The following is a 25,346-nucleotide window of genomic DNA, read 5'->3' on the forward strand; positions in this document are numbered from 1 at the left end:
TGTATATTTCCATTTTCATCTGCAATAAAATAAATTTTGCTTGATGTTGAATAGGTCATCATACCACCTCCTGGTCCTCCAGGAATTGAAAAAGAAGAGTTACTATAATTGGAGTATAGAGTCAATTTTCCATTTTGTTCTAGTCTGAATTCAATTTTATCATATTCAGCAATTCTATCATGATAGTCTACAATGCAATTTGTTAAGATTCTAAAAGTATCTTTTTTGAATGTATATTCTTTAAATTGATTTAAAGGAAATTTTTGAGGGTTTTTATCTCTTTTAGTCTTCCAAATTTCTAACTCAAGATGATTGTTAAGATAGTTTCTTTGGTACTTAACATACCCTTTTATAGTATCATTTTCATTTGTAATAGCATAACCAAACTGAGCTGAACATACAGTTGCTATGTTCATTAGTAGAATTAAACAAATTAATCTCATAGTCTATCAAGTCAACATCCCGCCATCAACCTGAATGGTCTGGCCTGTAATGTATGCTGACATATCAGAACCTAAGAACACACAAGCATTGGCCACATCATCTGGAGAACCACCACGTTTCAAAGGAATGGCATCTCTCCAGCCTTGCACTGTTTTCTCATCCAGTACTTCTGTCATTTCAGTCTCTATAAATCCTGGTGCAATAGCGTTTGATCTTATACCTCTGGAGCCTAATTCTAAAGCAACAGATTTTGTGAATCCTAGAATACCAGCTTTTGAAGCGGCATAGTTAGCCTGACCCGCATTACCTTTGAGTCCTACTACTGAGGTCATGTTAATGATAGAACCAGAACGCTGCTTCATCATAGTTTTAGTAGCTGCCTTTACTGTATTGAAGCAAGATTTCAGGTTGATGTTAATCACAGCATCCCAATCAGCTTCACTTAATCTTAATAGAAGGTTGTCTTTGGTAATACCGGCATTGTTTACCAAAATGTCCAACGAACCAAAATCTGCCACAACATCATTAATCAGCTGTTCTGCCGCGGCAAAATCTGAAGCGTCTGAACGATAACCTTTCGCTTTAATACCAGCTGAGGCCAATTCTTGTTCTAACGCTTGTCCTTTTTCAACACTTGATAAATAGGTGAATGCCACATTAGCACCTTGTTCAGCAAATTTTTGAGCTATTGCTCTTCCAATTCCTTTTGATGCACCAGTGATCAGCGCGGTCTTTCCTTCTAATAATTTCATTTGATTTATTTGCGTTTTGAATACCCAAAGAAAATAAAACTTATGGCTAAGACAAAGTAAAATCTTTAGTCATGCTCAGCTTGTCGAAGCATATTGTGATAACAACACATTTAGACTGGATCAATGTGTTGAGCTAAATTTTTTTCTAAACCCATTTACATTAAATTTGCGATCCCAGAAATTAAGTAAAGAACTAACTAGATATAACATGGCTAATTCATATGATTTAATAGTATTAGGAACAGGTCCCGGTGGTTATGTGGCTGCAATCAGAGCTTCTCAGCTAGGATTGAAAGTGGCGGTAGTCGAGAAGGAATCATTAGGAGGAATCTGTTTGAATTGGGGATGTATCCCTACCAAAGCCTTATTAAAAAGTGCTAATGTTTTTGAATATATCCAGCACGCCAGTGATTATGGTATTTCTATTAAAGGTGCTGATGTGAATTTTACTGATGTAGTGAAGCGTAGCCGTGGAGTTGCTGATGGCATGAGTAAAGGAGTTCAGTTTTTGATGAAGAAAAACAAAATCGATGTGATCATGGGTTTTGGGAAGCTGAAAGCTGGAAAGAAAATAGAAGTTAAGGATGATGCCGGTAAAACTGAAACTTACTCTGCTGAGCACATTATAGTGGCAACAGGTGGTCGCTCAAGAGAGTTGCCAACCATGCCTATCGATGGTAAAAAAATCATTGGTTACAGACAAGCCATGGTATTGGACAAAGCACCTAAGAAAATGGTGATTGTTGGATCAGGAGCTATTGGTGTTGAGTTTGCCTATTTCTACAATGCTATGGGCACTGAAGTTACTGTGGTAGAATTTATGCCAAGAATTGTTCCTGTAGAGGACGAAGAGGTATCTAAAGCATTGGAAAGAAACTTCAAAAAGTCTGGTATGAAAGTAATGACCAGTGCTGAAGTAACTAATGTGGATACCAAAGGCAAAGGTTGCAAAGTGACGGTTAAGACTAAGAAAGGTGATGAAGTTATCGACTGTGATATAGTATTATCAGCGGTTGGTGTTTCTACTAACATTGAAGGTATTGGTCTTGAAGATATAGGCGTAGCTACTGATAAAGGAAAAGTAATTGTTGACGATTACTACAAAACAAATATTCCTGGTGTTTATGCCATTGGAGACATTGTTCACGGACCTGCTTTAGCTCACGTAGCATCAGCAGAAGGTATTACTTGTGTTGAGAAAATTGCAGGACATAGTCCAGAGCCGATTGATTACAATAACATACCAGGATGTACTTATTGCAGCCCTGAGATAGCATCAGTAGGTTATACAGAAGAGAAAGCTAAAGAAGCTGGTTATGAATTAAAAGTGGGTAAATTCCCATTCTCTGCTTCTGGTAAGGCAAGTGCTGCAGGAGCTAAAGACGGTTTTGTGAAATTGATATTTGATGCTAAATATGGCGAATTACTAGGTGCACATATGATTGGTGCCAACGTAACGGAGATGATTGCTGAGATTGTTGCCATCAGAAAACTGGAAACAACTGGTCATGAGCTAATCAAGACTGTTCACCCTCACCCAACCATGTCTGAGGCGGTGATGGAAGCAGCAGCAGCGGCATATGATGAAGTAATCCACATCTAAAAATAAATTAGAAATAATTGAACAAAGCACCATCTTTTGGTGCTTTGTTTGTTTAACATCATATCTAAGAAACGCATGTCAAAAAGTAAACAGGGAATTCTTGATCAAGATCAGCTTGTTCAGCGCTTAAAAGCGAGGGATAAGTCGGCCCTGTCTTATTTGTATGACAACTACTCAGCAGCCATTTATGGAGCCATTTCCAGAATAATCAATGATGAAGATGTAGCCGAAGAAGTACTTCAGGATGCTTTCATGAAATACTGGGATAAGATAGGAAGCTATGATGACTCAAAAGGGCGTTTATTTACCTGGATGCTGAATTTGGCCAGAAATTTATCAATCGATAAATTGAGGTCTAAAGAAATAAAGAAAACCAAAAAAACTGATGACATCAGTACCAACGTATATAACGTTGAAAACGAAAATCTGATCTACCAGAATGAGGAGAGTATCGGTGTCAAAGACCTGATGAAAAACCTGCGTGAAGAGGAAAGGAAAATCGTTGAAATGGTTTATTTTAAAGGATATACGCAATCTGAGATTGCTGATGAAACGGGCATTCCGCTTGGAACTGTCAAAACAAGACTTAGGATGGCTTTAAAAAATTTACGATCAGTATTAGGGGTAGGGTGAATATAGAAGAATACATATCGTCAGGTGTGCTGGAGAGCTATGTGCTGGGAGAACTTTCTGAAAGCGAGATTCAGGAAGTAGAGCAGATGTCCGCAAAGTATCCGGAAATAAAGGAAGAGATAATTCAAATTGAGCTTTCGCTGGAGAAGCTGGCATTTAAAACGGCTGTGGAGCCAAATGCAGATGTTAAAGAAAAGTTATTGGCAGCAATAGAAGAGGAGGAGACTCCCGTGATTGCAATGAAGCCAGAGTCCAGTTCAAGCTGGATGCGCTATGCCGCTTCGGTTTCTATACTAGTAGCGGTTTCAGCTTCAATATTGGCCTATACCTATTATAACAATTGGAAAAACACAGAAGCTCAGCTGACATCACTCATTGCTCAAAATCAACAAATCGCCAGTGATTATAATGTTGTAAATCAGCGACTGGATAAAATTGAAAATGACTTTAATGTGGTCAGCAGCAGTGCTTTTTCAAAAGTGACTATGAAAGGCACTGATAATGCACCTGATGCTTTAGCAGATATTTATTGGAATGCCGACACCAAAGAGGTTTACTTAAGCATTCAGAATTTAAGAGAACTTTCACAAGAACAGCAGTTTCAACTATGGGCCATTATTGATGGGCAGCCAGTGGATGCAGGTACTTTTAACCTGACTGATGGTTTGCTTAAAATGAAAAACATTGCTGGAGCAGCAGCCTTCGCTGTAACGATAGAGCCTAAAGGCGGAAGTATAAATCCATCTTTAGAGACCATGCAGGTAGTTGGGAATGTTTAGTTACTTAACAAAATAGCCGGTGGGTAGTATTTGTCCATCAGAAAAATAGAAAGAATAGATTTTATTGTTTTTTCTATCAATTAGCCTAACATAGTTTACGCTATCAGTGTAGGTTGAAGTAAAGTTTTTCAATGTATCTCCATTTGGGTAAAAGTAAACCTCATTAATTAGTGTGTCTTTCCAATAAACAGCAGACCTGAATTGTTCGCCACTAGGATACCAACTTTCGGAATTCTGATGCTTTAATCCATTTAAATATTTTGTCTCAACAGCCTTTTGGCCATGACTAAAGTAGTCAACTTTAAGGATCATTGATTTTTCAATGGCATAAGTTTTTGTAGTAAAGTATTTAGCCTTTGCCACTTTTTCTATTTGACTCTCAACAGGTTGTTGCATTATAGAATAGAAACCAAAACCTATTAAACTAAATATTAGAATTATTGCAATGACTATCTTGACCCTTCTGACTTTTCCTTGGTGTCTTACTTTTTCGCCTAGATCTGTCAAATATTGTTTAGAAGCCTTTTTATATTTATAGATTCTTACTTTTTTAGATCGACTAAAGTTCTCTTTGAGGATATCAAATCCTCTTTTCTTTTTGAGAAGATTTCTATTATTTGCAAGTGTCTTGTTCATTGAATCCAATGAACCAAATCCGCCTCCCGACATATATAATAGGTTATTTGAATTATATACTGAATTATTACCTGAAGTAATCCACCACCCTTTTCACCGAAACTTCCGGAGTCGAGGCTTCGTATTCAAAACGCCTGTTGAATTTAGTACTATCAAAATAATAATCCCGATCATATTGGTAAGCCATTTCTTTTAGCTCTTTAAGTACAGGCATGAATATCCCTAGTATGCCCATCATCCATAAGGGTAGTGCCCTTCCTCTGGCATTTATATTCATTTCTTTACCAAACAACTCAATCCACTGGGTAACGGTAAGTGGAGTAGGATCTGTTGGTAAATGCCAAACATCTCCAAATGATGTAGCTGCATTGCCCAGCATAGCTGTACCAATAGCTGCATCAGTAGTGTCAGTAAAAGAATGTATCATGTTTAATGAGGCAAACCAATCCGCCTTTTGGCCCTTAGCCAAATTTTTATAGATAGTCTCTGTCGGCACACTATTAATTGGGCCAATAAAATCTGCGGCCCTTGCTATTAATGCTTCAATGTCACCTTTCTCATGGGCATCCATTACCATATGCGCCACCTTTTCTCTGACCCTACCTTTATCACTTGTAGGCCTAATAGGTGTCTTTTCTGTCATATGCTTTAAACCATCCCTGTCATACATATAGACATTATCAAAGAAAACCAATTTAGCTTTGTGAACACTGCACGCTTCAATGGCATTGTTCATCACAATAGGCCATTGCTCTTGCCAGATTTTGGTTTTATAAACAAGGCCAACAGTCAAGTAAACAATTTTAGACCCCTCTACTGCTTTAATCACAGCCTCTTTATTCAACAGATCAGCTTTATGGATTAAATCAGTGTCATTTACCTTTACCGGGTTCCGACCAACTAATTTTATATCATTTGTGAATTTTGGAAGTGCTTTGGTTAATTCTGTACCAATAGCTCCTCCGGCTCCGAGGATTGTTTGCATGATATATGTAAGCTAAAAAATTAATTTATCGTTTTAAAATGTAAAGGTCTAGAACCTGACTTAGTGATTACATGCTTACTGTATATTTAAGTCATCTGCTCCTTATAAACTGTATTATTTTGAATAACTTTACTTTCCTTCAAAACTTCATTTATGATGCAGTACAGATATATTCTTTCTTTCTTGGTGCTAATTTTTAGCACATTCTCAGTGTATTCTCAGGATGCTGATCCCTTGCAGGAGACTTATGAAAAAGCAAACGCCAAACTTGAGGAGGGCGATTATAGAAATGCGATTCTTGATTACTCGCAGCTGATAAATTCAAAATTTACCAATGACGAAGTTTATATCAAGCGTGGTATTGCCCATTTTAAAATGAAGGACTATGCCAAAGCGCAGGAAGATTTGGATAAAGCAGTAAAGGCAAGACAAAGCTCAGCGGAGTTATTTGGTTATCTGGGCATGACCAAATATGAATTGAAAGACTATCAAGGCGCGGCTTCTGATTTGGAGAAGGGTGTTTCAATGGGATTTAAAGATGCTGAAGGGCTTTACAATCTGGGAAATGCTAAGTTCAGAATAGAGAGTTATCAGGATGCTATCAAATATTATGATCAGGCTGAGGGAGCGGGATTCAAAGAAGCTGCTCTTTTTAATAATAGAGGTAAAGCCAAATTTACATTAAAGAATTATGCACCTGCTGTAACTGACTATGACAAGGCGCTGGCAGCTGATGCCAAATATGATAAAGCCTTAGAAAATAGAGCGGAAGCTAATTTTGAATTGAAGGATTGGGAAAAAGCAGCTGCAGATTATGCTGCTCTTATAAAATCCGGAATGGTTGATGCCGAGAATTATGCTCGCCAGGGGATTGCCGAATACAACCTAAAGAAGCAGGAGGAGGCTATCAAAAGTATGGAAAGTGCTCTTCAGCGCGGAAGCAAAATGGAGATTCTAAAGTTCTATTTGGGAGAAGCATATTTCGCCAAGGAAGATTATAAAAAGGCTGCTCAATATTATGATCAGGCCATGAGAGGAAATGTTGAAGAGAAGTCTCTACCTGTTCAGTTAAGCAAATCCTATTACTTTTCTAAGAATTATTCAGCCACAGAAACTGCTGTTTCAGATGCTATCAATAAGGGAAATAATGACACCGAACTTTACCTATATCGTGGTATAGCACGCTATGAGTTGAAGAATGAAGATGGTGCGCTAACGGATTTGAAACAGGCTGTTGATAATGGCGCGAGCGATTATAATGCCTTCTATTATTACGGCAATCTTCAGTTTAAAAAAGAAGAGTATCACTTAGCTGTCAGTGCATATGAGATGGCATTGGCTATGCAAAGTGATGACCCTGTGATATATAACAATCGTGGAAAAGCTCAATTTTTTCTTGAGCAGTATAAGGAGGCTGTTGCTGATTTTAATAAAGCACTTGAGCTTAAGCCTGATTATGACAAAGCATTGGAAAATAGAGCGGAGGCATATTATGCGCTAAAAGATTGGCCTAATGTAAAATCTGATTATGAAAAACTTAAAGCTAAAGGAAGTTCTGATGCTGTGGTATTTGAGCGTATTGGGTTTGCGAAGTATTATGGTGATGACTTTGAAGGAGCGGCTACAGACCTGAAGTCAGCGTTACAAAGAGGAGCAGAGAACCCTGAGATTAATGAGGTTTTAGGTACAGCACTTTATAAAACCAATAATTATAAAGAAGCCTTTAACTACCTACTGAAAGCTGCGGAAGCTACGGCACCATCTGCTGCATTGGCTGAGATGACGGGTATTGCAGCTTACGAAACTAAAAATTATGGTAAAGCCGCTGAGTTCATCACGAAAGCGATTGATGGAGGCTCAGCTAACAAGGAGCTATTTACTTATCGGGGAATTTCAAGAGCAAACACAGGCGATGAAGCTGGTTCATTGGAAGATCTTAAAAAAGCAGCTGCGTCTGGAACGCAAGTGTATGAAGTTTATGGTCTTTTAGGAGATATGTACTACAAGGCGGACGACTTTCAAAATGCCATTACAACCTATGACAAGGCAACGGCTATTAAGGCCGATGATCATGTTGTTTTTAACAACAGAGGTAAGGCTAAGATGATGCTTAAAAACTATGCAGGAGCCGTGGAGGACTTTGACAAATCGTTGGCTATTAAAGGTGATTATGGAAGAGCACTGTTAAATCGGGGTACGGCCAAATATGAGATAAAAGATTTTGCGGGTGCTATTGCAGATTTAGAAAAGGCTAAGGACTCTGCTGGTGAGAATAGAGATGTAACTAAAATGCTGGCTTTAGCATACTATCAAACCGGAAATAAGGAAGAAGCTAAGAGTTATCTGGATAAAGCTATTGCTGCCAATGTCAATGATTCTAAAGTCTTTTTATATAGCGGCTATTTGGCCTTTGAAGATAAGGATTTTGCCAAAGCTGCTACCAATCTTGATAAGGCAGAGAAAGCTGGAGAGAGTGAAGCAGATCTTTTTGAAAAACGTGGATTGTCAAAATTTGAGCAGAAGGATTATGCCGGTTCTTTGGTGGATTTAAATAAAGCCACAGGCTCTGGCATTGATAACGGAAATGCCTATGCTAAAATTGGTATTGCTCATTATGAACTCAAAAACTTTCCTGAAGCAGTTGAAAATCTAAATAAGGCCATTGCCAAAGGAACTGCTGACCAGGTGGTTTATTATAATTTAGGTAACGCTCAATTCAGGACTGAAGATTATTCAGGTTCTGTTAAGTCGTACGATCAAGCCATTGCTAAAGGTGCTAATGACGAGCTGGTATATAATAATAGAGGTAAGGCAAAAATGCTACTCAGCCAGACCAAAGAGGCCATAGCTGATTTTGATAAGTCATTACAAATCAAGCCTGATTATCAGATTGCTTTAAGAAACAGAGGCGCAGCCAAATATGAGACTGCTGATTATGCTGGTGCCATTGGTGACCTGAATAAAATAGTGGCTACTGGAAAAGCCGAAAAAGAGGAGTACTTGTATTTAGGAGTATCAAAATTTAAAACTGAAGACTATGACGGAGCGCTGGCTGATTTGAATCAGGCAAAGTCTTTAGGCTCGAATGATAAGTTGCTTTACTATGGTATTGGTAACGCCCAATTTATAAAAGGAGAATTTGAGGCTTCCATACCTAACCTCGAAAAGGCTATTCAGATGGATGCTGCTGATATGGAAACTTATTGGCATTTGGGAGACGCCAATTATAATATGGAGAAATATGCGGCTGCAGTTACTAACCTGCAAAAAGCAATAGAAATGGGTGCTTCAGGGGCAGAGGTTTATCATAACTTAGGTCATGCACTATATGAAGGCAATGATTTTGAAGCTTCTATTTCAGCACTTTCAAAGGCCATTAGCGCTAATGCCACTTATGGATCAGCATACTTCCACAGAGGAAATGCTAAGTTCAGACAAAAGAACTATCAGGCTGCAATAAAGGACTATGACGAGGCCACAAAAAATGGAGTCAGCAACCCCATTGTGTTTAACAATAGAGGTAAAGCTTACCAATTATCTGATAACAATGAATCCGCCATCGCAGATTTTGGTAAGGCCATAGAAGCTGATGATACTTATGTTCGTGCCTATCAGAACCGAGGCGAGACCTACTATAATATGGAGCAATATGAGCTGGCAATTAAAGATTTGTCAAAAGTTGAAAAATTAGTAGATGAGGATGATCCTGATGTAATTTATTTCCTTGCTGAATCTTACTATGGCATGGAAGAGTATTTACGTTCCATCTCTTATTATGATAAAACTATTGAAGGAGGTAAGAAAGATGGCATTGTTTACCAACATAGAGGAAGAGCATTAATTGCTGCTGAGAACTATGCTGATGCGCTTTCAGATATAGACAAAGCCATTGCTTCCGGTGTTAAAGAGTCGGCCATTTATGTGGACAGATCAAGAGCTAATTTGTATCTAGGTAATGATAGAGCTGCATTGGGAGACCTGGATAAAGCAATTTCAGCTGATCCCAATAATCCAGATGCATACTACAATAGAGCATATTTAAAGGAATTGGCAGAGGATTGGGAAGGTGCCATTACCGATTATGATCATGTAATTAAACTTACTCCTGATGACGCAGAAGCTTATTATAGCCTGGCCAATGTTCGAGTTTCTCAGGAAAACATCGGGGGTGCTATGGAGCCTATCAATAAAGCTATTGAGTTAGATCCTAAAAATGCTTCTTATTACAAGGTGAAAGGCAACATTTTCTACCGTTTAGAAAACACCTCAGGAGCATGTGAGAATTGGAAGAAGTCAAAAGAGTTGGGCGATACTAAAGTGGATTACTTTATTAAGCAGTATTGTAATTAGAGGTGCTTCACATAAGTTTATGGATTATTGTTACCCGAAGCTTGTCGATTTTGTCATCCTGAGCTTGTCGAAGGATCAAAATCATTCAAACCAAATGCCCTTCGACAGGCTCAGGGTGTCATTTGATTTGAATTAAGCATCAATTAATGGCTATTCTTCAACCATATACTGTTTATATTTTGAAATGCTCTGACAATTCATATTATGTTGGAGTTACTAATGACATTGACAGAAGACTGAAGGAACATCAGGAAGGTTTAATCAAGGGCTATACTTCTTCAAGACGACCATTAGAGTTAGTTTTTACTGAACATTTTCAAGAAGTAAATCGAGCTATTGCTTTCGAAAAACAAATTAAGGGATGGCGAAGAGCAAAGAAAGAAGCGCTAATCAGTGGAAGTTGGCATTTGTTACCGGAGCTTTCAAAAGCATATAAAAAGTAATCGTCTTAGTATTCTCGAGCTATCATCCTGAGCTTGTCGATTTTGTCATCCTGAGCTTGTCGAAGGATACATTATTGTACCCTTTCACCCAAAACCTTACATAAGTGTGAACATCAGCATTTTAGATTGACAAATGCACTTTCCTTTTTCGTTCAACCGGTATAGAGCACTGGAGGCAACTTAAAATGAAAATCACATCTTTATTATTTTTTCTACTTATATCTGCCAGTGGAATAGCTCAGACCTTTACAAGCAAGGTGGTCAATATTATTGATGGCAATACTTTTGAAATAATTGATGATTATGATGAAGTAACCAAATTCATGTTGAGTGAGGTGGACTGTCCAGAGCTTGGTCAGGAATTAAGTGAAGAGGCACGTGCATTTTCTGAAAAGCTGATTTTAAAGAAGAAAGTTGAGGTTACCGTTGAGGGCAAAGACATGTGGGGTAATAAGCTTGTTGTTATCAAGTTAAAAAATGGTGATTTACTTCATGAGAAATTAATAGAAGAAGGTCTTGCCTGGGCAAGCAGAAAAGCAGAACCAAAAGTTGCCGAACTTCAAGCCAAAGCTAAGGGCGATAAAAAAGGAATATGGGCGATGGTAGAACCTACTCCTCCCTGGATATACAGACGCCAACAAACTATGTCTCAGGCAAAGGGACGCTAGGACATTAAAGTATCCAATTACAATAATTTGCCTATTTTCGAGTTATACAACTATGAAAAAGCAAGGCATCTTTCCATTCGTAATCATCTTTTTTTGTACTCTAACAGCATTCGGCCAGACTAAAAAGGAGAAAAAAGAAGACAATTCTTTTGCTCCTGTCCCGCAAGAACAGAGTGCTACACAAAAAAAGATAATGAAGAAAAAGGGCAAAAAGTCATCCCGAGCTGCCTTTAATAAACGCATGGACAAAAAGATCAAGGAGTTTGATCAACGCATGGAAGCCAATGCCAAAGAGAATAAAAAAATGAGACGGGAAATGGAGAAACCCCAGTATTCAGATCCTTCTTACTTTGGCCATAAGAAGAAGCCTAAAAAGCGAAAACAAGGGAAAAGAAAGCTTTGTAAAGAGTGTGGTATCTGGCACTAAAAATTAAATCCGCATTTTTACTATATTGGTTTAATGAAAAACCTGAATCGTTTCATTGAACATACTAATCTTAAACCTACCATTACCAGAAAGGACGTTGATCTCTTGATCAAAGAGGCTAAAGAGCATCAATTTGTAGGTGTTTGCGTACCTCCTTTCTGGGTAAAAAGAGCTCAAAGAGAAATTGGCGATAGTGATGTTCAGCTTGTAACTGTTGTAGGCTTTCCAATTGGTTATAATATGACCGAGATTAAGATGGAAGAGATGAAACTAGCTATTCGTGATGGTGCAGATGAATTGGATTTGGTGATGAATGTTTCTGCTTTTAAAGATGGTATGCTCTGGCCAAAAATAGAATTTGCGAAGAGCAGCAAGCTATGTCATGAAGAAGGGAAAATTCTAAAAGTGATTATCGAAACAGCCTATTTGTCTGATGAAGAAATATTGATAGCATGTAAATTATGCAATGATGCAGGTGTTGATTTCGTAAAGACCTCTACTGGATTGGCTCCCGAAGGTGCTAAAATTGAACATATTAAATTGATGAGGGGTGTACTTCCTTCTAGTGTTGGCATTAAGGCTTCTGGAGGCATTAAAACTTATGAGCAGGCCATTGCCCTGATTAATGCTGGAGCTGATAGATTAGGGACTTCAAGTGGTGTTGAGATAATGAAGGAATCGCAAAAGCTATCCTATGACTAAGCACTTCAATATCACTGTTTCAGGAAAAGTGCAGGGTGTTTTTTACCGTGCTTCAACAAAACATAAGGCTGAAGAATTGGGCATCACTGGCTTTGTTAGAAACATGTCCAATGGCTCAGTTTATATTGAAGCAGAGGGTCAAATGCCCCAACTCAGCGCTCTAATAGACTGGTGTAAAATTGGACCAACTCACTCCAAAGTTGAAAATGTGCATTTTATACCAGGTGATGTTATGGATTTTAAAGGGTTTGAGATAAAACACTTTTAAAAACTACTGCGCATCAAAGTCATTAATAAACCTATCAATAAAGCCTTGAGTCACATGATCCATAATCACAATCTTATACCATTTGGCATTGTCGTGAGAGTCGGGTACCAGCATGTATTTTGAGGCCAGTTCAGGCGTCATGTACTTTCCTTTGATAGTGATAATGTTCATTTTTGGATTTCTGAAGTACTCAACGCCACGCTCATCGAGGTTGTCACACAACCTGCTTGTTTTTTGCATGAGTTGATTGATCTTGGTTTTCCATCCATCAGATCCATAGGTACGCATAATCATCCACACGGCTATGGCGTTAGCCCCGGATCTACTCCCTACTAATGTGTAATCCTTGCCTTTTACATAGTTGGCTTCTTCGGTAATGGCATGATGCATAAAACCTTTTCTGACTAAATAAATACCCGTACCGTAAGGTGACTGTAGCATTTTGTGCCCATCAAGGCTGAAAGAAAATATTTTAGGGTTTTTAAAAGTGTAGTGATCATTGTCTGTAACAAAAGGATAAATGTATCCTCCATAGGCACCATCCACGTGAATTCTATAGTCAATATTTAGCTCGTCAAGCCAACCGGAGATTTCTACTATATCATCAACAGAACCAAACATGGTGGTTGACATATTCATAACCACAATAAAATGCTTTACTCCATCTTTTTTAGCTTGCTCTATCTGGCTAAAGACACTCTCTTTTGTAATCCTTCTGGTGTCCTCCTCAATACTGGTAACATATTTTTTAAGGCTCAAGAGCGAAGCCCCTTTGGGCATTGAATAGTGGGAGTCTTCAGAATATACAAGCCCAATTTCTTCGGCTTTAGCCTTATGCTCGTTTATAAAATAATTCTTAAGTACCCACATGCCCTGAATGTTAGCTTCTGTACCACCTGAAGCTACATAACCATCAAACTCTTCATCACCACCTTCAAATATCTCCTGTGCACAAAGGGCAATCAGCTCTCTTTCAATTTTATGAGTCCCTTGAAAAGCAGGCTCAGAAGCCGTTAAAGTATGACAGCCAATATGGTTAGGGTTTGCGATTAATGTAGAAAGGAAAGGGGCATCCTTCAAAAAAGGAGCATCATTATAAAAAACCTGAGGATCAAGATAAGAAGCCGGCAGTCCTAAAACTGGCTTCTCTCTATAATTAAGATTTTCGTCCAACGCACCGAAAATGATACGTTTCATTTCTGCATGTGAATAGCTTTTCCAATACATAGCGCAATCGTTTTAGTTGCCGCGAATATAGGAAAGAGCATTTAAAAGCTACAAGCCGCAAGTAGTAAGATGTTAGAATAATTGTTACTAGTTTTTACCTAGTTGCTTGAAACATGTAGCTTTTTACGCCATCTTCCTTACAATGCCTTTGTATTTGTAGATCTTAAGCTCGAAATGCTGATTGATGAAGGCCTTCATTCGATTTTCTGCCAGTTCAGACTTTCTGCCCTCAGGGTAGAAGACAGTCAATTCCAGAACAGCTCTAAGGAAGTTAGGCTTCAAACAAAAATCTACCAACCATGACTTGAAAGTATCTTCCCAATCTTGACGGTATTTAGAGGAATGATCAGTGCCGTCAAATAAAAATTCTAATTGATTTTGGCCGTATTTAAATCTATAAACAGCCGCCAGATTTCTATAAAATTCTTCTAATCTACTGGTATAAACAGTCTCGTGTGATTTGATTGATTTTATAGTAGCATCTTCAATCCCCAGAGGATTGTAAATATCCAGATAAAAGCTCTTACTAAAATCAATAAGATGCAGGATTAGCTTCTCTTCAAGGTCGAGCTGCGCTTTTTCAAGGATATAATTTTTATCAAGGGGAAAATACTTCTGGATCATCCGAGATTAAAATGGTTGTGCTAATATAATCAATTAATGCTTTTAGGTGCTGAAGACTTTTACTTAAATGGCGAATTTTCTTCTTTGGCCATCACATTATAAACCATTTTATCCATCATTCCGGGGAACCATTTGTTGAGAAATACGGTCATTTTTCCCTGAGCAGTCATGATAATGTATTTTTTTCTTTTTATCGTGGCTTTGTAGATTAATGATGCGCACTCTTCAGCCGTCATCATTTTCTCTTCTTTTCGTGGTGATTCTCCCTGTGAAGTTCCATCAGCTGTAAGTGATGTCTTTCTGATATTTGATGCTGTAAATCCAGGACAAGCAGTCAATACATGCACTCCGGTTTTAAACATCTCGGTTCTCAGCGCTTCAAGAAAGCCCTGAAGTGCAAATTTAGAAGCAGAGTAACCCACACGACCAGGCAACCCTCTAAAACCTGCAATAGATGAAATACCGATTACTGATCCTTTAGTTTTTAATATCTCTGGCAAGCAATATTTGGTCGCATAAATAGAACCCCAGAAGTTGATGTCCATTACTTTGTGAATGACGCTTAGGTCTACATCATTAAATGGCGCACGCATAGAAATGCCTGCATTATTGATTAGAATGTCAATTTTGCCATAAGCAGCTAGTGCAGCGTCAACCATTTTTTTGTTGTCGGCTTCAATGCTCACATCACCTTGAAAACCAAGAGCATCTATATTTTGAGATTTTAAGGATGCAACCACCTCGTCAAGCGCTTCTTTCTTACGCCCGGTCACCACTATTTTGGAACCCTGATTACCAAATACTTCTGCCAAAGCTTTACCAATACCTGATGACCCTCCAGTGATGATTACGACTTTATCTTTCATGCTTTAAATGATTTTCCGACTTTATAAAAAGTCAAAACTAATGAATTTGGTGCCTACGGTCTATTAAGTAAATGTCTATTTTAAACCTCAGCGCTAGCAGGTCTGATTTTAAATATTAGAATAAATGAAAATGCGCATGAAAATGGTCAGGCCATAGAACAATTAGAAGGAATATGATCTTTTATAGCTTGAAATCCAGTCCCTCTTTCACTAGTTTTTCATACTTCTCAATGTTGAATTTGAACAGTTTGGCAGGCTTATGTGACACATTCTCTTGTTTATTCCCTGTATCAACGAGCAATTGCATCTGATCTATTTTAGATCTGAAATTTCTTTTGTTCAGGTTGGTTTGTAAAATAGCTTCGTAGAGTTGCTGAAGCTCAGTGAGCGAAAATGTCTCAGGAAGCAGGTTGAAACCAATTGGCTCATGTCTTACTTTATGTTGAAGCATTTTGAACCCCTCTTCAATGATTGCCCTGTGGTCGAAGGCCAAACTTGGAAGATTTGTGATGTCGCACCACTCTAGGCTTTTGGCCGTATAGCCTGCTACTGGAGAGTAATGATCAATGTTGATAAGCGCATAATATCCAACAGTTATTACCCGTTCCACAGGATACCTGGCCACATCTCCGAAGGCTCTAATTTGCTCTAGATAAATATTTTCAAGGCTGGCAATGTCTTTCAATGTTCTCAATGCACATTGGTCAATATCCTCATCAGCTTTTACAAAGTCACCGGGCAGGGCCATTAGCCCTTTTTGAGGAGATTGCTTTCGCTCAATAAGCAACACTTTTAGCTGGTTATTGTGAAAACCGAATATGACGCAGTCTATTGAATTTTTGATCATGCTAGTAAATGAAGATATAAATATATACTTAGTTTGAAAAATAAACTAAGGACTATTTTGATTTGTCGGATAATTAAAATACATTCACTTAGTTTAAATAGTAAACTAAGTAAAACTAATAGAATAAATGTTGCTCATAGGATACGATATTGGAACATCATCAATAAAAGCTGCCTTGGTGGATAGTACTTCGAAAAAAGTACTGGGCAGTGCTCATTACCCTGAGCGTGAGATGTCTATCATTTCTGAGAAAGTAGGCTGGGCGGAGCAAAACCCTCAAGATTGGTGGCAAAACCTGCAAACGGTTACAGATAAATTGTTTGAACAGACAGGAGCCAATCGATCAGATGTACAAGCCATTGGTATTACATATCAAATGCACGGTTTGGTGATTGTGGATAGAGAAGGTGAAGTTATTCGTCCTTCTATTATCTGGTGTGATAGTCGTGCCGTGGAGATTGGTGATGAGGCCTTTAAGGAAATAGGAAAGGACAAGTGTCTTCAATCAATGCTCAATTCACCAGGAAATTTTACTGCTTCTAAGCTTAAATGGGTCAAGGAAAATGAACCTGCTAATTATGAAAAGGTCAAGCATGTGTTCCTACCTGGTGATTATATAGCTTACAAATTTACGGGTGAGGCCAGTACTACAGCTACCGGACTTTCTGAAGGAATTTTGTGGGATTTTAAAAGTAATGAACTCAATAAAACCCTTGTTGATTACTATGGTTTTGATCAGGACCTGATACCAAAGATTAACCCTGCATTTTCTGATCAGGGAACAATATTGCCTGAAATGGCTGAGAAATTTGGCTTTGATAAAAGAGCCATTGTGGCTTATAGAGCTGGTGACCAACCTAATAATGCATTCTCATTAAATGTGGTAAATCCAGGTGAAATCGCTGCTACGGCTGGTACATCTGGGGTTGTTTATGGTGTTGTTGATCAGCTGAGTTTTGACACCTTAAACAGGGTCAACACGTTTGCTCATATTAATCATAGTGCTGAAGCCCGAAGATTGGGAATATTACTATGTATTAATGGAACGGGAAGCGCTTATGGATGGCTGCGCAATCAGTTAGCTCCAAATTCTAGTTATGTAGATCTGGAGAGTGAAGCTTCATCAATAGCTGTAGGTTCTGATGGTCTTTCATTCTTACCCTTCGGTAATGGCGCAGAGCGCATGTTGGAAAATAGACTGGTAGGTGCTCATTTCAATAACCTACAATTTAATCAGCATACAAAATCGCATTTGATCAGAGCATGTCTTGAAGGTGTGGCTTTTTCTTTTGTTTATGGCATGGCCTGTCTTAAGGAAAGTGGAGTAACACCTGAAGTGATAAAAGCAGATGGCAGTAACATGTTTCAGTCAGCTATATTTTCTCAAACGATTGCCACACTAACCGGTACAGAAATCCAACTTAAGAAAACTTCTGGTGCTGTTGGAGCAGCACTTGGCGCAGGTGTTGGTGCAGGGCACTTCGCAAATTTACAAGAGGCCTTTTTTGAGGAGAAAATTCAAAATGTATATAAATCGGGGTCAAATGATAAGTCGGCATTAGAAGATGCCTATGAAAATTGGCTAAATGAACTTGAAAATAAATTGAAATAGTAAAGAGTAATGAATAAGAACGAAATCAAATTAACATTAGGAGAGAAAGAATATTTTAAGGGCATTGATAAGATTCAATATGAGGGTAAAGACTCAAAGAATCCTTTAGCTTTTAAGTATTATGATGAGAATAAAATTGTAGCAGGCAAGTCAATGCGCGAGCATTTCAAGTTTGCTGTTGCTTACTGGCATTCCTTCTGCGCTACAGGTGCTGACCCATTCGGACCGGGCACTATGGTATTGCCTTGGGCCTCAGGTAATGACCCAATTGGTAGAGCTAAAGATAAAATGGATGCGGCCTTTGAATTTATTTCAAAACTAGGCGTACCTTACTACTGCTTCCATGATTTTGATTTGGTAGAAGAAGGTGGCTCAATCAAAGAGTCTGAGCAGCGTTTAGAAGCAATCTCTGATTATGCATTAGAAAAGCAGAAAGCTTCTGGTATCAACTTGCTGTGGGGAACAGCCAATGCTTTCTCCAACCCAAGGTACATGAATGGTGCGGCTACTAATCCTGATTTTGATGTGGTGGCTTTTGCCGGAGCTCAAATAAAAAATGCACTTGATACTACCATCAAGCTTGGTGGTGAAAATTATGTATTCTGGGGTGGTAGAGAAGGCTATATGTCATTGCTTAATACCAACATGAAAAGAGAAATTGATCATCTGGCTCAATTTCTTCATATGGCTAAGGACTATGCAAGAAGTCAGGGCTTTAAAGGAACATTTTTCATTGAGCCTAAGCCAATGGAGCCAACAAAACATCAATATGATTTTGATGCCGCTACAGTTATTGGCTTTATTAATCAGTATGGCTTGGCAGATGATTTTAAGTTAAATATTGAAGTTAACCACGCTACGTTGGCTCAACACACTTTCCAACATGAACTTCAGGTATCCAGTAACTCAGGCTTGTTGGGTAGTATTGATGCTAATAGAGGTGATTATCAGAATGGCTGGGATACCGATCAGTTTCCAAACAACATAACTGAGATTACTGAGGCGTTATTGGTACTGCTTCAGGACAATGTTCAACTTGATGGAGGAATTAATTTTGACGCTAAACTTAGAAGAAATTCCACTGATGCTGAAGATTTATTTCATGCTCATATTGGTGGTATGGATGTCTTTGCGCGCTCATTGCTTATTGCTGACCGAATTTTGACAGATTCTGACTATTCAGCTTTAAGAAGTAACAGATATAGTTCTTTTGATTCTGGCACAGGAAAAGATTTTGAAGCAGGAAAACTTTCCTTAACTGATCTATACAAGTATGCTGCCAGTACAGGAGAACCAAAACAACGTAGTGGAAAACAAGAATTGTTCGAAAACATTATCAATCAATATATATAACCGTGGAAGAGAAACAAGGAAGTAATTTATACATTATCCTGATCACTTTGGTAGCTACTTTGGGTGGCTTCCTGTTTGGTTTCGATAGTGGCGTAATCAATGGAACAGTAAAAGGTTTAGAAACTGCCTTTGATGCCCAGAATATAGGCAGTGGGTTCAATGTTGCTTCAATGCTACTTGGTTGTGCCGTGGGAGCATTTTTTGCTGGCCGTCTTGCTGATCAATATGGAAGAAGGTCAATGCTAAGAGTGGCAGCAGTTTTTTTTATAGTTTCTGCCTGGGGGTCTGGAATAGCCACCTCATCTTCAATATTCATAGTATACAGAATTTTGGGAGGTCTGGCAGTTGGCGCTGCCTCAGTTATGGCACCCGCTTATATTAGTGAAATTGCTCCAGCAAAATATCGTGGGGCTCTGGCTACTGTACAGCAAATTGCCATCATTGGTGGACTATTCATTTCGTTTCTGAGCAACTATGTGTTGGCCAGTATTTCTGGCTCTGCAGAAAATGTTTTGTGGATGGGTTTCGAAACCTGGAGATGGATGTTCTGGATAGAACTGTTTCCTGCTTCAATATTCCTTGTTTCTTTATTTTTCATTCCACAAACGCCTAGGTACCTGGTAAGTAAGAATAACATTACCAAAGCTCAGGAAGTCTTAGAAAAGCTCTTTGGTTTGGGCATAGCTAAATCAAAATTATCGGAGATTAGGTCATCATTGGCCAAAAATGCTCACCGACCAAGATTGTCGGATCTTTATGACAAAAGTTTAGGTAGAATCAGACCTATAGTTTGGGTAGGTATTGGCTTGGCCTCTTTTCAGCAGTTGGTAGGTATCAATGTAGTATTTTACTATGGTGCTATTTTGTGGCAGGCAGTGGGTTTTGGAGAAAGCGATGCACTTTTAATTAATGTGCTTTCAGGTGCCTTAAGTATAGCAGCGGTTGTAGTTTCATTACTTCTAGTCGATCGCATGGGCAGGAAGCCTATATTATTGATAGGTTCTATTGGCATGTCCATTACTTTAGCATTAGTCGTAATAGCCTTTTCAACAGGTAATTTGCTTGAAAACAATACGCTCGAGCTCAATGACTCAATGGGGATGCTGGCACTAATTGCTGCTAATGGCTATGTTATTTTCTTCAACTTCTCATGGGGGCCTGTTATGTGGGTGCTGTTGGGAGAAATGTTCCCAAATCAGCTGCGTGGGTCAGGGTTGGCTATTTCTGGTTTATTTCAGTGGGTGGCAAATTTTATTATCACGCTTACCTTCCCGGTATTGCTAGCTTCTATTGGGCTATCAATGGCGTATAGTATTTATACTTTCTTCGCGATACTTTCCATCATTTTTGTGGTGAAGTTAGTGAAGGAGACAAAAGGAATGGAGCTGGAAGAGATGCAGGGATAAGGCAATTGGAATTCAGGTTTAGCCGGACATTTGTCCGGCTAAACTTATTTTAGCTAAGCAGCGACTCGATATCTTCTTTAGATAAACTCTTCACAAAGCTCGATTCTGTTGTTATCAGATCGCTTGCCAATTTTTTCTTGTGCGACTGTAATGCAAGAATCTTCTCCTCAACGGTATCTTTAGTGATGAACTTGTAAGTAAATACCTTGTTCTGCTGACCTATTCTATGGGCTCTATCTACAGCTTGCGCTTCTGCAGCTGGATTCCACCAAGGGTCAAGAATAAACACATAATCAGCTTTAGTAAGGTTTAAGCCCAGTCCACCTGCTTTAAGTGAGATGAGGAATACCTTCAGATCATCTTCATTCTGGAATCTTTCAACCTGTTCTTGTCGGTCTTTAGTTGAGCCATCAAGGTAAGCGTAATCAATTTCCATCGTTTTAAGGTGTTCTTTAATGATAGACAGATGTTTTACAAACTGACTGAATATCAAAATCTTATGACCTTCTCTAATGGCATTGTCCAGCATGAAAGAAACATCCCACATTTTACCAGATGCACCTTCATAGTTTTCGTCAACCATTTTAGGGTGATTAGCAATCTGTCTCAGTTTAGTCAGGCCTTGCAACAGAAGCATTTGAGACTTATTAAGTCCTTGCTGCTCTATATTTTCAAGGATAGCATTTCTGTAGTATGATTTAACCTTTTCGTACTCCGCTTCCTGATCCGGCAGCATGGCAGAATACTGAATATTTTCTGTTTTCTCAGGAAGCTCTGTAGCTACCTGTGATTTATGCCTTCTAAGTATAAAAGGTTTAATAATAGAATAGAGTTTCTGGGTTTTTGACTGATCTCCCTGCTTTTCTATCGGGTTCAAAAATTCGTTTTTGAAGAAACTCTGAGTACCAAGCAAACCAGGATTGATGAAATTCATCTGCGACCAAAGATCCATTGTACTGTTCTCCAGAGGAGTACCAGTAAGAATCAACCGGTTACGGGAATTCAACTCACGCACTGCTTTAGCAATGTTTGAGGTTGGATTTTTTATGGCCTGAGATTCATCCAGAATCACATAGTTGAATCGGTAATATTTTAATAGATCAATATCCAGTCTGACAATTCCATAGCTAGTTATGATCACATCGTACTTTGAGAATTTCTCCGGGTTTTTCTCTCTGTTGGTTCCTGTATAGGTAAAGACCTTAAGTTTTGGTGTAAACTTCTTAGCTTCCATTTCCCAATTGTAAACCAAAGAAGTAGGCATTACTAAAAGAGAGGCACCAGTTGCTCCAAGTTCCTTTTGTGACTGTAAAAGAGCCAATGTCTGAACCGTTTTACCAAGACCCATGTCATCGGCAAGGCAACCACCAAATTTGAATTTGCTCAAGAACTGCATCCAGTCAAAGCCAGCCTTCTGGTATGGTCGGAGATCACCTTTAAAATTTTTGGGAACTGGTTGCTCATCAATACCTTCAAAAGCCCTCAACCCTTCAAGTTTATTGCTTATGGTTACTGTAGCAAGATTACCACTTTCAAGATCTTTCACTAAAGATAAGTGATGCTTTTTCAGATGCGGCTCACCATGCTCATCTTCCTCAGAGAAAGCAAATAGCTCTGAATATTCCACCAACCAAGAATCAGGAATTACAGCTATCTCGCCATTAGGCAAAGTAAATTCCATTTTCTTCTTCATGATAAGCTTTCTTATCTCTTTAAAGCTTATCTCATACTCACCGAATTTGATAACTGCATGGATATCAAACCAGTCTATATTTTCTTTTACTTCTACAGTAATTTTGTATTCACCGATAAAGTATTTTTTCTGCGCTTTACCCTTCTGATCAAGAATAAACTGACGCTTCATTAACTCATCGCGCTGTGTGTCCAGCCAGCCAAAAGCAGTGGTTTTTGGTATAGCGGCTTTAGAGTTTTTTAATGGCAATCCGGAGCTTGTCAGGTAGTTAAGAATATCTTTTTCTTCATCAAGCTTGCGCTTAACTCTATGAAAAGTGTATTTCTCATCTTTTTTCTCCACGCTTACGCTCACAGGGCTTAAATGATCGGCTTTGAATTTGAACTGACCATACTTAAATGACAATTCAAAAAGCATCTTTTCATTATCTGCTGCTCCATTAGATTTTTCACCAAACAGATTTCCATTTGATGAACCCATCAACTCGCTTAATGTAAGTACTGGCTGCGGAGAAAAGTGCTCGCTATTAATTTCAAATCCTTTGGCATAAACATCAAAGGAAGCAATAAGCGGAGCAACAAATTTATTATAATATGTTTCTTCAACATTCTTAGGAATGATGATGAATTTCTTATTTAAAAAGGGCTGTAATTTTTTGCCATCTACGTCTTTTTCAAAGGAGTATAGTTTGCCACAGCATACCATCCAGGCAGGTTCTTTACAAATAATGTATGAGCCTCTGTACTGAAAATCTACTTTCTCACCTTTATATTTTATAGTAGGGAAGTAATGCGTATTGTCATCATTTCTTCTGAAATGGAAAAGCACCGTTGATTTTTCTTCTAGTACTTCAATTTGCTTCCAGGCTGGTTCACCATCATTGCCCATCTCAAAGACCATCTTTCCCTTCATTCTCTCCAGGATTTTAGCCCTTCTTCTTTCCAGATAACGATCTATCTCCTGCTGCACAAGTTCATTGCCCTTAGCTTTATCATAGATTTTTAGAAAAAAATCGTCTGCTTTGATATTGCCTTTGGTATAAAACTTTTTCACAACAGAATCCTGCTGCATAGAATCCATTAATTCTATCAGTTCATAGTCTGTGTCATCAAGACCTTTGGCAAATTCTGCAGCATTCTTAGAAGAAATATTCTGATGCTGAAGAGTCAATTTACCTTTATCATCCAGGTGAATCACAAAAGACTCAAACAGATAACCAAGGTACTCATGCTGGTATAATGAGTAAACAATTTGGAAGGGCTGAGAAGCCGATACTTTCATAACTTAACATTCAACAGAACCTGCAAAATACAAAAAATAATCTAACTTTAAGTCAATTGTAACGGGTTTTGTGCTAAAAAATCAACCAAACAGTTTAGTGGTTAAAATTAGCAGATAAGTGGTTTGCTTGTCTGTGTTCCGAGGTCTACAGGTACTGCACATTGCCGTAACGGGTGGCAATTATAGCAGGTCTGTATGATATAATCAAGGTGATTATTACAAGACTTATTGATGTGTATAGAAAATCAAGCGCTTGCATTTTGACGGGATAATTTTCAAGTACTGCAGTCTCCATTCCCATAGATATTAGTCCGAAGTTTTGCTGCAGCCAGCATATGGCTCCTCCCAGAAACATACCGAGTATAGCACCACCAAGAGAGATAATTGCTCCTTCAGCAAGGAAAATCTGCTTAATCAATTTATTTGTTGCTCCCAGGCTATATAAGACTGAAATGTCCTTTTTCTTCTCAATTGCCAACATCGACAAAGAGAAGAATATATTGATTGATCCAACTCCCAGAATAAATGAGAAGGACATAAAAACAAAAAGCTTCTCCATATTGAGTAGCTTGTATAGGTCTGCATGTTGCTGGTCATTATTCAAAACAGCAAATCCATCTCCCAAAGTAGCCTGCAGCTTCTCCTGAACGTCAATGAGGTCAGCCCCTTCTTCTAATTTTATTTCGAGGGATGTTCTTTTGTTTCCATATTCCAAGAGATCTTTAGCAAAATCTAAAGGCACAAATATGTAGTTCTCGTCATAATTTTTTTCAATGGCAAAAACACTTCCGGGTAGAATGTTCTTTCTACTGTAAAGTTTACTGACATCCAGCTGACCTGGCTTAACGTCTTTGGTATAATGCACTTGCAATGGATACATATCATTGCCAGGAACTATCGACAATGCATACTGTACGCCTCTGCCTATAATGGCATAATTAACATCATCTTTCTTTAGCTTCAATTCACCAGCTACAATGGCGTTATCAATCCTTTTTTGCTCTATAAAATTGTCACTTACACCTTTTATGGTGACTATCATGTTGGCCTCACGGTATCTCACATAGGCATAGTCTTCAATAACTTCTGTAATAATGGCCACACCTTCTACTGCCTTAATTTCTTCCAAAAAAGTGTCTGACACTTCGAAGGACTTGCCTTTAGTGACCTCTATTTTAATTTGCGGGTCGAAGGCAGTGTAAATGGAGCGAAGGAGTCCTTCAAGCCCATTAAATACAGAAAGAACCACTATTAGTGAGGCAGTGCATATCATTACAATGGCCATTGATATCAGAGAAATGATATTGATAAAATTTCTCTTCTTGCCAGAGAAGAAGTACCTGCGCGCTATAAAAAATGAAAGGTTCAAATTATTCTTCCTCGTCTGCTGGTGGAATATCTAATGAGTCAATGAGGTTGTCAATCTTAGAAGCACTCTCCTCTACTTCATCAATAAAGAATCTGAGATCAGGCACAATTCTTACTTGTTTGCCAATCTTGTTGCCAAGGTCTCTGCGGATTTCGTTTTTATGCTCATTGATTTTATCAAGCAAGGCCTCCTTATCTTTTACCATCAGCATGGAAAGATAAACCGTTGCTATACTTAGGTCCGGTGTCATCTTGACATCTGCGATCGTAATAAATGCGCCTGCAAGCACACCCATTTTGTCTCTTTGAAAAATATCGCTTAGATCTTTCTGAATTAATTTAGCGTATTTAAGCTGACGAGTACTTTCTTTCATGATGC

Annotated in this window: 23 protein-coding genes; 12 read left to right on the forward strand and 11 right to left on the reverse strand. The window is 38.5% G+C overall.

The annotated features are described in order from the left end of the window. Together E1140_RS17300 and fabG are read right to left on the reverse strand one after the other, a co-directional pair. On the reverse strand, positions 1-416 hold a 416-nt coding region (locus tag E1140_RS17300; protein WP_155186875.1), incomplete at its 3' end, for a hypothetical protein. 33 nt (positions 417-449) lie between these two features. Continuing rightward, complete coding sequence (gene fabG / locus E1140_RS17305) at positions 450-1,196, reverse strand: 3-oxoacyl-[acyl-carrier-protein] reductase (protein WP_155186878.1); 747 nt, start codon at positions 1,194-1,196, stop codon at positions 450-452. A 208-nt stretch (positions 1,197-1,404) separates the two neighbouring features. Between fabG and lpdA the strand changes: the two genes are divergently transcribed. From lpdA to E1140_RS17320, 3 genes are all read left to right on the forward strand, one after another. After that, a complete protein-coding gene (lpdA, locus tag E1140_RS17310) occupies positions 1,405-2,799 on the forward strand; it encodes a dihydrolipoyl dehydrogenase (RefSeq protein ID WP_155186881.1) in 1,395 nt (464 codons plus the stop codon). Between the two features lie 75 nt (positions 2,800-2,874). Further along, the gene (locus tag E1140_RS17315) at positions 2,875-3,432 is read left to right on the forward strand and encodes an RNA polymerase sigma factor (protein ID WP_155186884.1); all 558 of its coding nucleotides are present in this window, start codon (positions 2,875-2,877) and stop codon (positions 3,430-3,432) included. Further along, entirely contained in the window at positions 3,429-4,211 is a 783-nt protein-coding gene (locus tag E1140_RS17320) for an anti-sigma factor domain-containing protein (RefSeq protein ID WP_155186888.1), read from the forward strand. Before E1140_RS17315 ends, E1140_RS17320 begins: the two co-directional genes overlap by 4 nt. Here E1140_RS17320 and E1140_RS17325 read toward each other — a convergent pair whose 3' ends face one another. Both E1140_RS17325 and E1140_RS17330 read right to left on the reverse strand, forming a co-directional pair. Continuing rightward, a complete protein-coding gene (locus E1140_RS17325) occupies positions 4,212-4,847 on the reverse strand; it encodes a hypothetical protein (RefSeq protein ID WP_155186891.1) in 636 nt (211 codons plus the stop codon). Between the two features lie 67 nt (positions 4,848-4,914). Next, positions 4,915-5,832, reverse strand: coding sequence for an NAD-dependent epimerase/dehydratase family protein (locus E1140_RS17330; RefSeq protein WP_155186894.1), 918 nt, complete (start codon positions 5,830-5,832; stop codon positions 4,915-4,917). 156 nt (positions 5,833-5,988) lie between these two features. Here E1140_RS17330 and E1140_RS17335 point away from each other — a divergent pair, with 156 nt between their 5' ends. The 6 genes from E1140_RS17335 (at position 5,989) to E1140_RS17360 (ending at position 12,690) form a co-directional block, all read left to right on the forward strand. After that, positions 5,989-10,182, forward strand: coding sequence for a tetratricopeptide repeat protein (locus tag E1140_RS17335; RefSeq protein ID WP_221412714.1), 4,194 nt, complete (start codon positions 5,989-5,991; stop codon positions 10,180-10,182). Positions 10,183-10,328: 146 nt separating this feature from the next. Further along, entirely contained in the window at positions 10,329-10,625 is a 297-nt protein-coding gene (locus E1140_RS17340) for a GIY-YIG nuclease family protein (protein WP_155186900.1), read from the forward strand. Positions 10,626-10,810: 185 nt separating this feature from the next. Then, positions 10,811-11,293 (forward strand): thermonuclease family protein, encoded by a 483-nt coding sequence (locus tag E1140_RS17345; protein WP_155186903.1) that lies wholly within the window; start codon positions 10,811-10,813, stop codon positions 11,291-11,293. 52 nt (positions 11,294-11,345) lie between these two features. Beyond that, positions 11,346-11,720: a hypothetical protein gene (locus E1140_RS17350; RefSeq protein ID WP_155186906.1), complete on the forward strand. Its 375-nt coding sequence runs from the start codon at positions 11,346-11,348 to the stop codon at positions 11,718-11,720. 33 nt (positions 11,721-11,753) lie between these two features. Then, the gene (gene deoC / locus E1140_RS17355) at positions 11,754-12,422 is read left to right on the forward strand and encodes a deoxyribose-phosphate aldolase (RefSeq protein WP_155186909.1); all 669 of its coding nucleotides are present in this window, start codon (positions 11,754-11,756) and stop codon (positions 12,420-12,422) included. Then, positions 12,415-12,690, forward strand: a complete 276-nt coding sequence (locus tag E1140_RS17360; protein ID WP_155186913.1) for an acylphosphatase — start codon at positions 12,415-12,417, stop codon at positions 12,688-12,690. The genes deoC and E1140_RS17360 overlap by 8 nt, the downstream gene beginning before the upstream one ends. 3 nt (positions 12,691-12,693) lie before the next feature. Here E1140_RS17360 and E1140_RS17365 read toward each other — a convergent pair whose 3' ends face one another. The 4 genes from E1140_RS17365 to E1140_RS17380 form a co-directional block, all read right to left on the reverse strand. Beyond that, positions 12,694-13,917: a pyridoxal-dependent decarboxylase gene (locus E1140_RS17365; protein WP_155186916.1), complete on the reverse strand. Its 1,224-nt coding sequence runs from the start codon at positions 13,915-13,917 to the stop codon at positions 12,694-12,696. Positions 13,918-14,040: 123 nt separating this feature from the next. Next, complete coding sequence (locus E1140_RS17370) at positions 14,041-14,541, reverse strand: hypothetical protein (RefSeq protein WP_155186919.1); 501 nt, start codon at positions 14,539-14,541, stop codon at positions 14,041-14,043. A 59-nt stretch (positions 14,542-14,600) separates the two neighbouring features. Beyond that, a complete protein-coding gene (locus E1140_RS17375) occupies positions 14,601-15,407 on the reverse strand; it encodes an SDR family oxidoreductase (protein WP_155186922.1) in 807 nt (268 codons plus the stop codon). A gap of 181 nt (positions 15,408-15,588) precedes the next feature. After that, complete coding sequence (locus E1140_RS17380; protein WP_155186925.1) at positions 15,589-16,254, reverse strand: NUDIX hydrolase; 666 nt, start codon at positions 16,252-16,254, stop codon at positions 15,589-15,591. Positions 16,255-16,381: 127 nt separating this feature from the next. Between E1140_RS17380 and E1140_RS17385 the strand changes: the two genes are divergently transcribed. The 3 genes from E1140_RS17385 to E1140_RS17395 are packed head-to-tail and all read left to right on the forward strand — an operon-like array spanning position 16,382 to position 20,625. Next, entirely contained in the window at positions 16,382-17,866 is a 1,485-nt protein-coding gene (locus E1140_RS17385; protein WP_155186928.1) for a xylulokinase, read from the forward strand. Between the two features lie 9 nt (positions 17,867-17,875). Beyond that, positions 17,876-19,219 carry a xylose isomerase gene (xylA, locus tag E1140_RS17390; protein WP_155186931.1) on the forward strand — a complete coding sequence of 448 codons (1,344 nt, stop codon included), beginning with the start codon at positions 17,876-17,878 and terminating at the stop codon, positions 19,217-19,219. A 2-nt stretch (positions 19,220-19,221) separates the two neighbouring features. Next, positions 19,222-20,625, forward strand: a complete 1,404-nt coding sequence (locus E1140_RS17395; protein WP_185153653.1) for a sugar porter family MFS transporter — start codon at positions 19,222-19,224, stop codon at positions 20,623-20,625. Positions 20,626-20,674: 49 nt separating this feature from the next. On the opposite strand, the gene E1140_RS17400 is transcribed toward E1140_RS17395, so the two are convergent. The 3 genes from E1140_RS17400 to E1140_RS17410 all read right to left on the reverse strand — a co-directional run bounded on the left by E1140_RS17400 (position 20,675) and on the right by E1140_RS17410 (position 25,341). Continuing rightward, a complete protein-coding gene (locus E1140_RS17400; protein ID WP_155186934.1) occupies positions 20,675-23,599 on the reverse strand; it encodes a DEAD/DEAH box helicase in 2,925 nt (974 codons plus the stop codon). 145 nt (positions 23,600-23,744) lie between these two features. Then, the gene (locus E1140_RS17405; protein ID WP_185153654.1) at positions 23,745-24,968 is read right to left on the reverse strand and encodes an FtsX-like permease family protein; all 1,224 of its coding nucleotides are present in this window, start codon (positions 24,966-24,968) and stop codon (positions 23,745-23,747) included. Position 24,969: 1 nt separating this feature from the next. Then, positions 24,970-25,341, reverse strand: a complete 372-nt coding sequence (locus E1140_RS17410) for a ribosome-binding factor A (RefSeq protein WP_155186937.1) — start codon at positions 25,339-25,341, stop codon at positions 24,970-24,972. Between the last annotated feature and the right edge of the window lie 5 nt (positions 25,342-25,346).

Source organism: Fulvivirga lutimaris (genome assembly GCF_009711525.1).
In the GTDB taxonomy this organism is placed as follows: domain Bacteria; phylum Bacteroidota; class Bacteroidia; order Cytophagales; family Cyclobacteriaceae; genus Fulvivirga; species Fulvivirga lutimaris.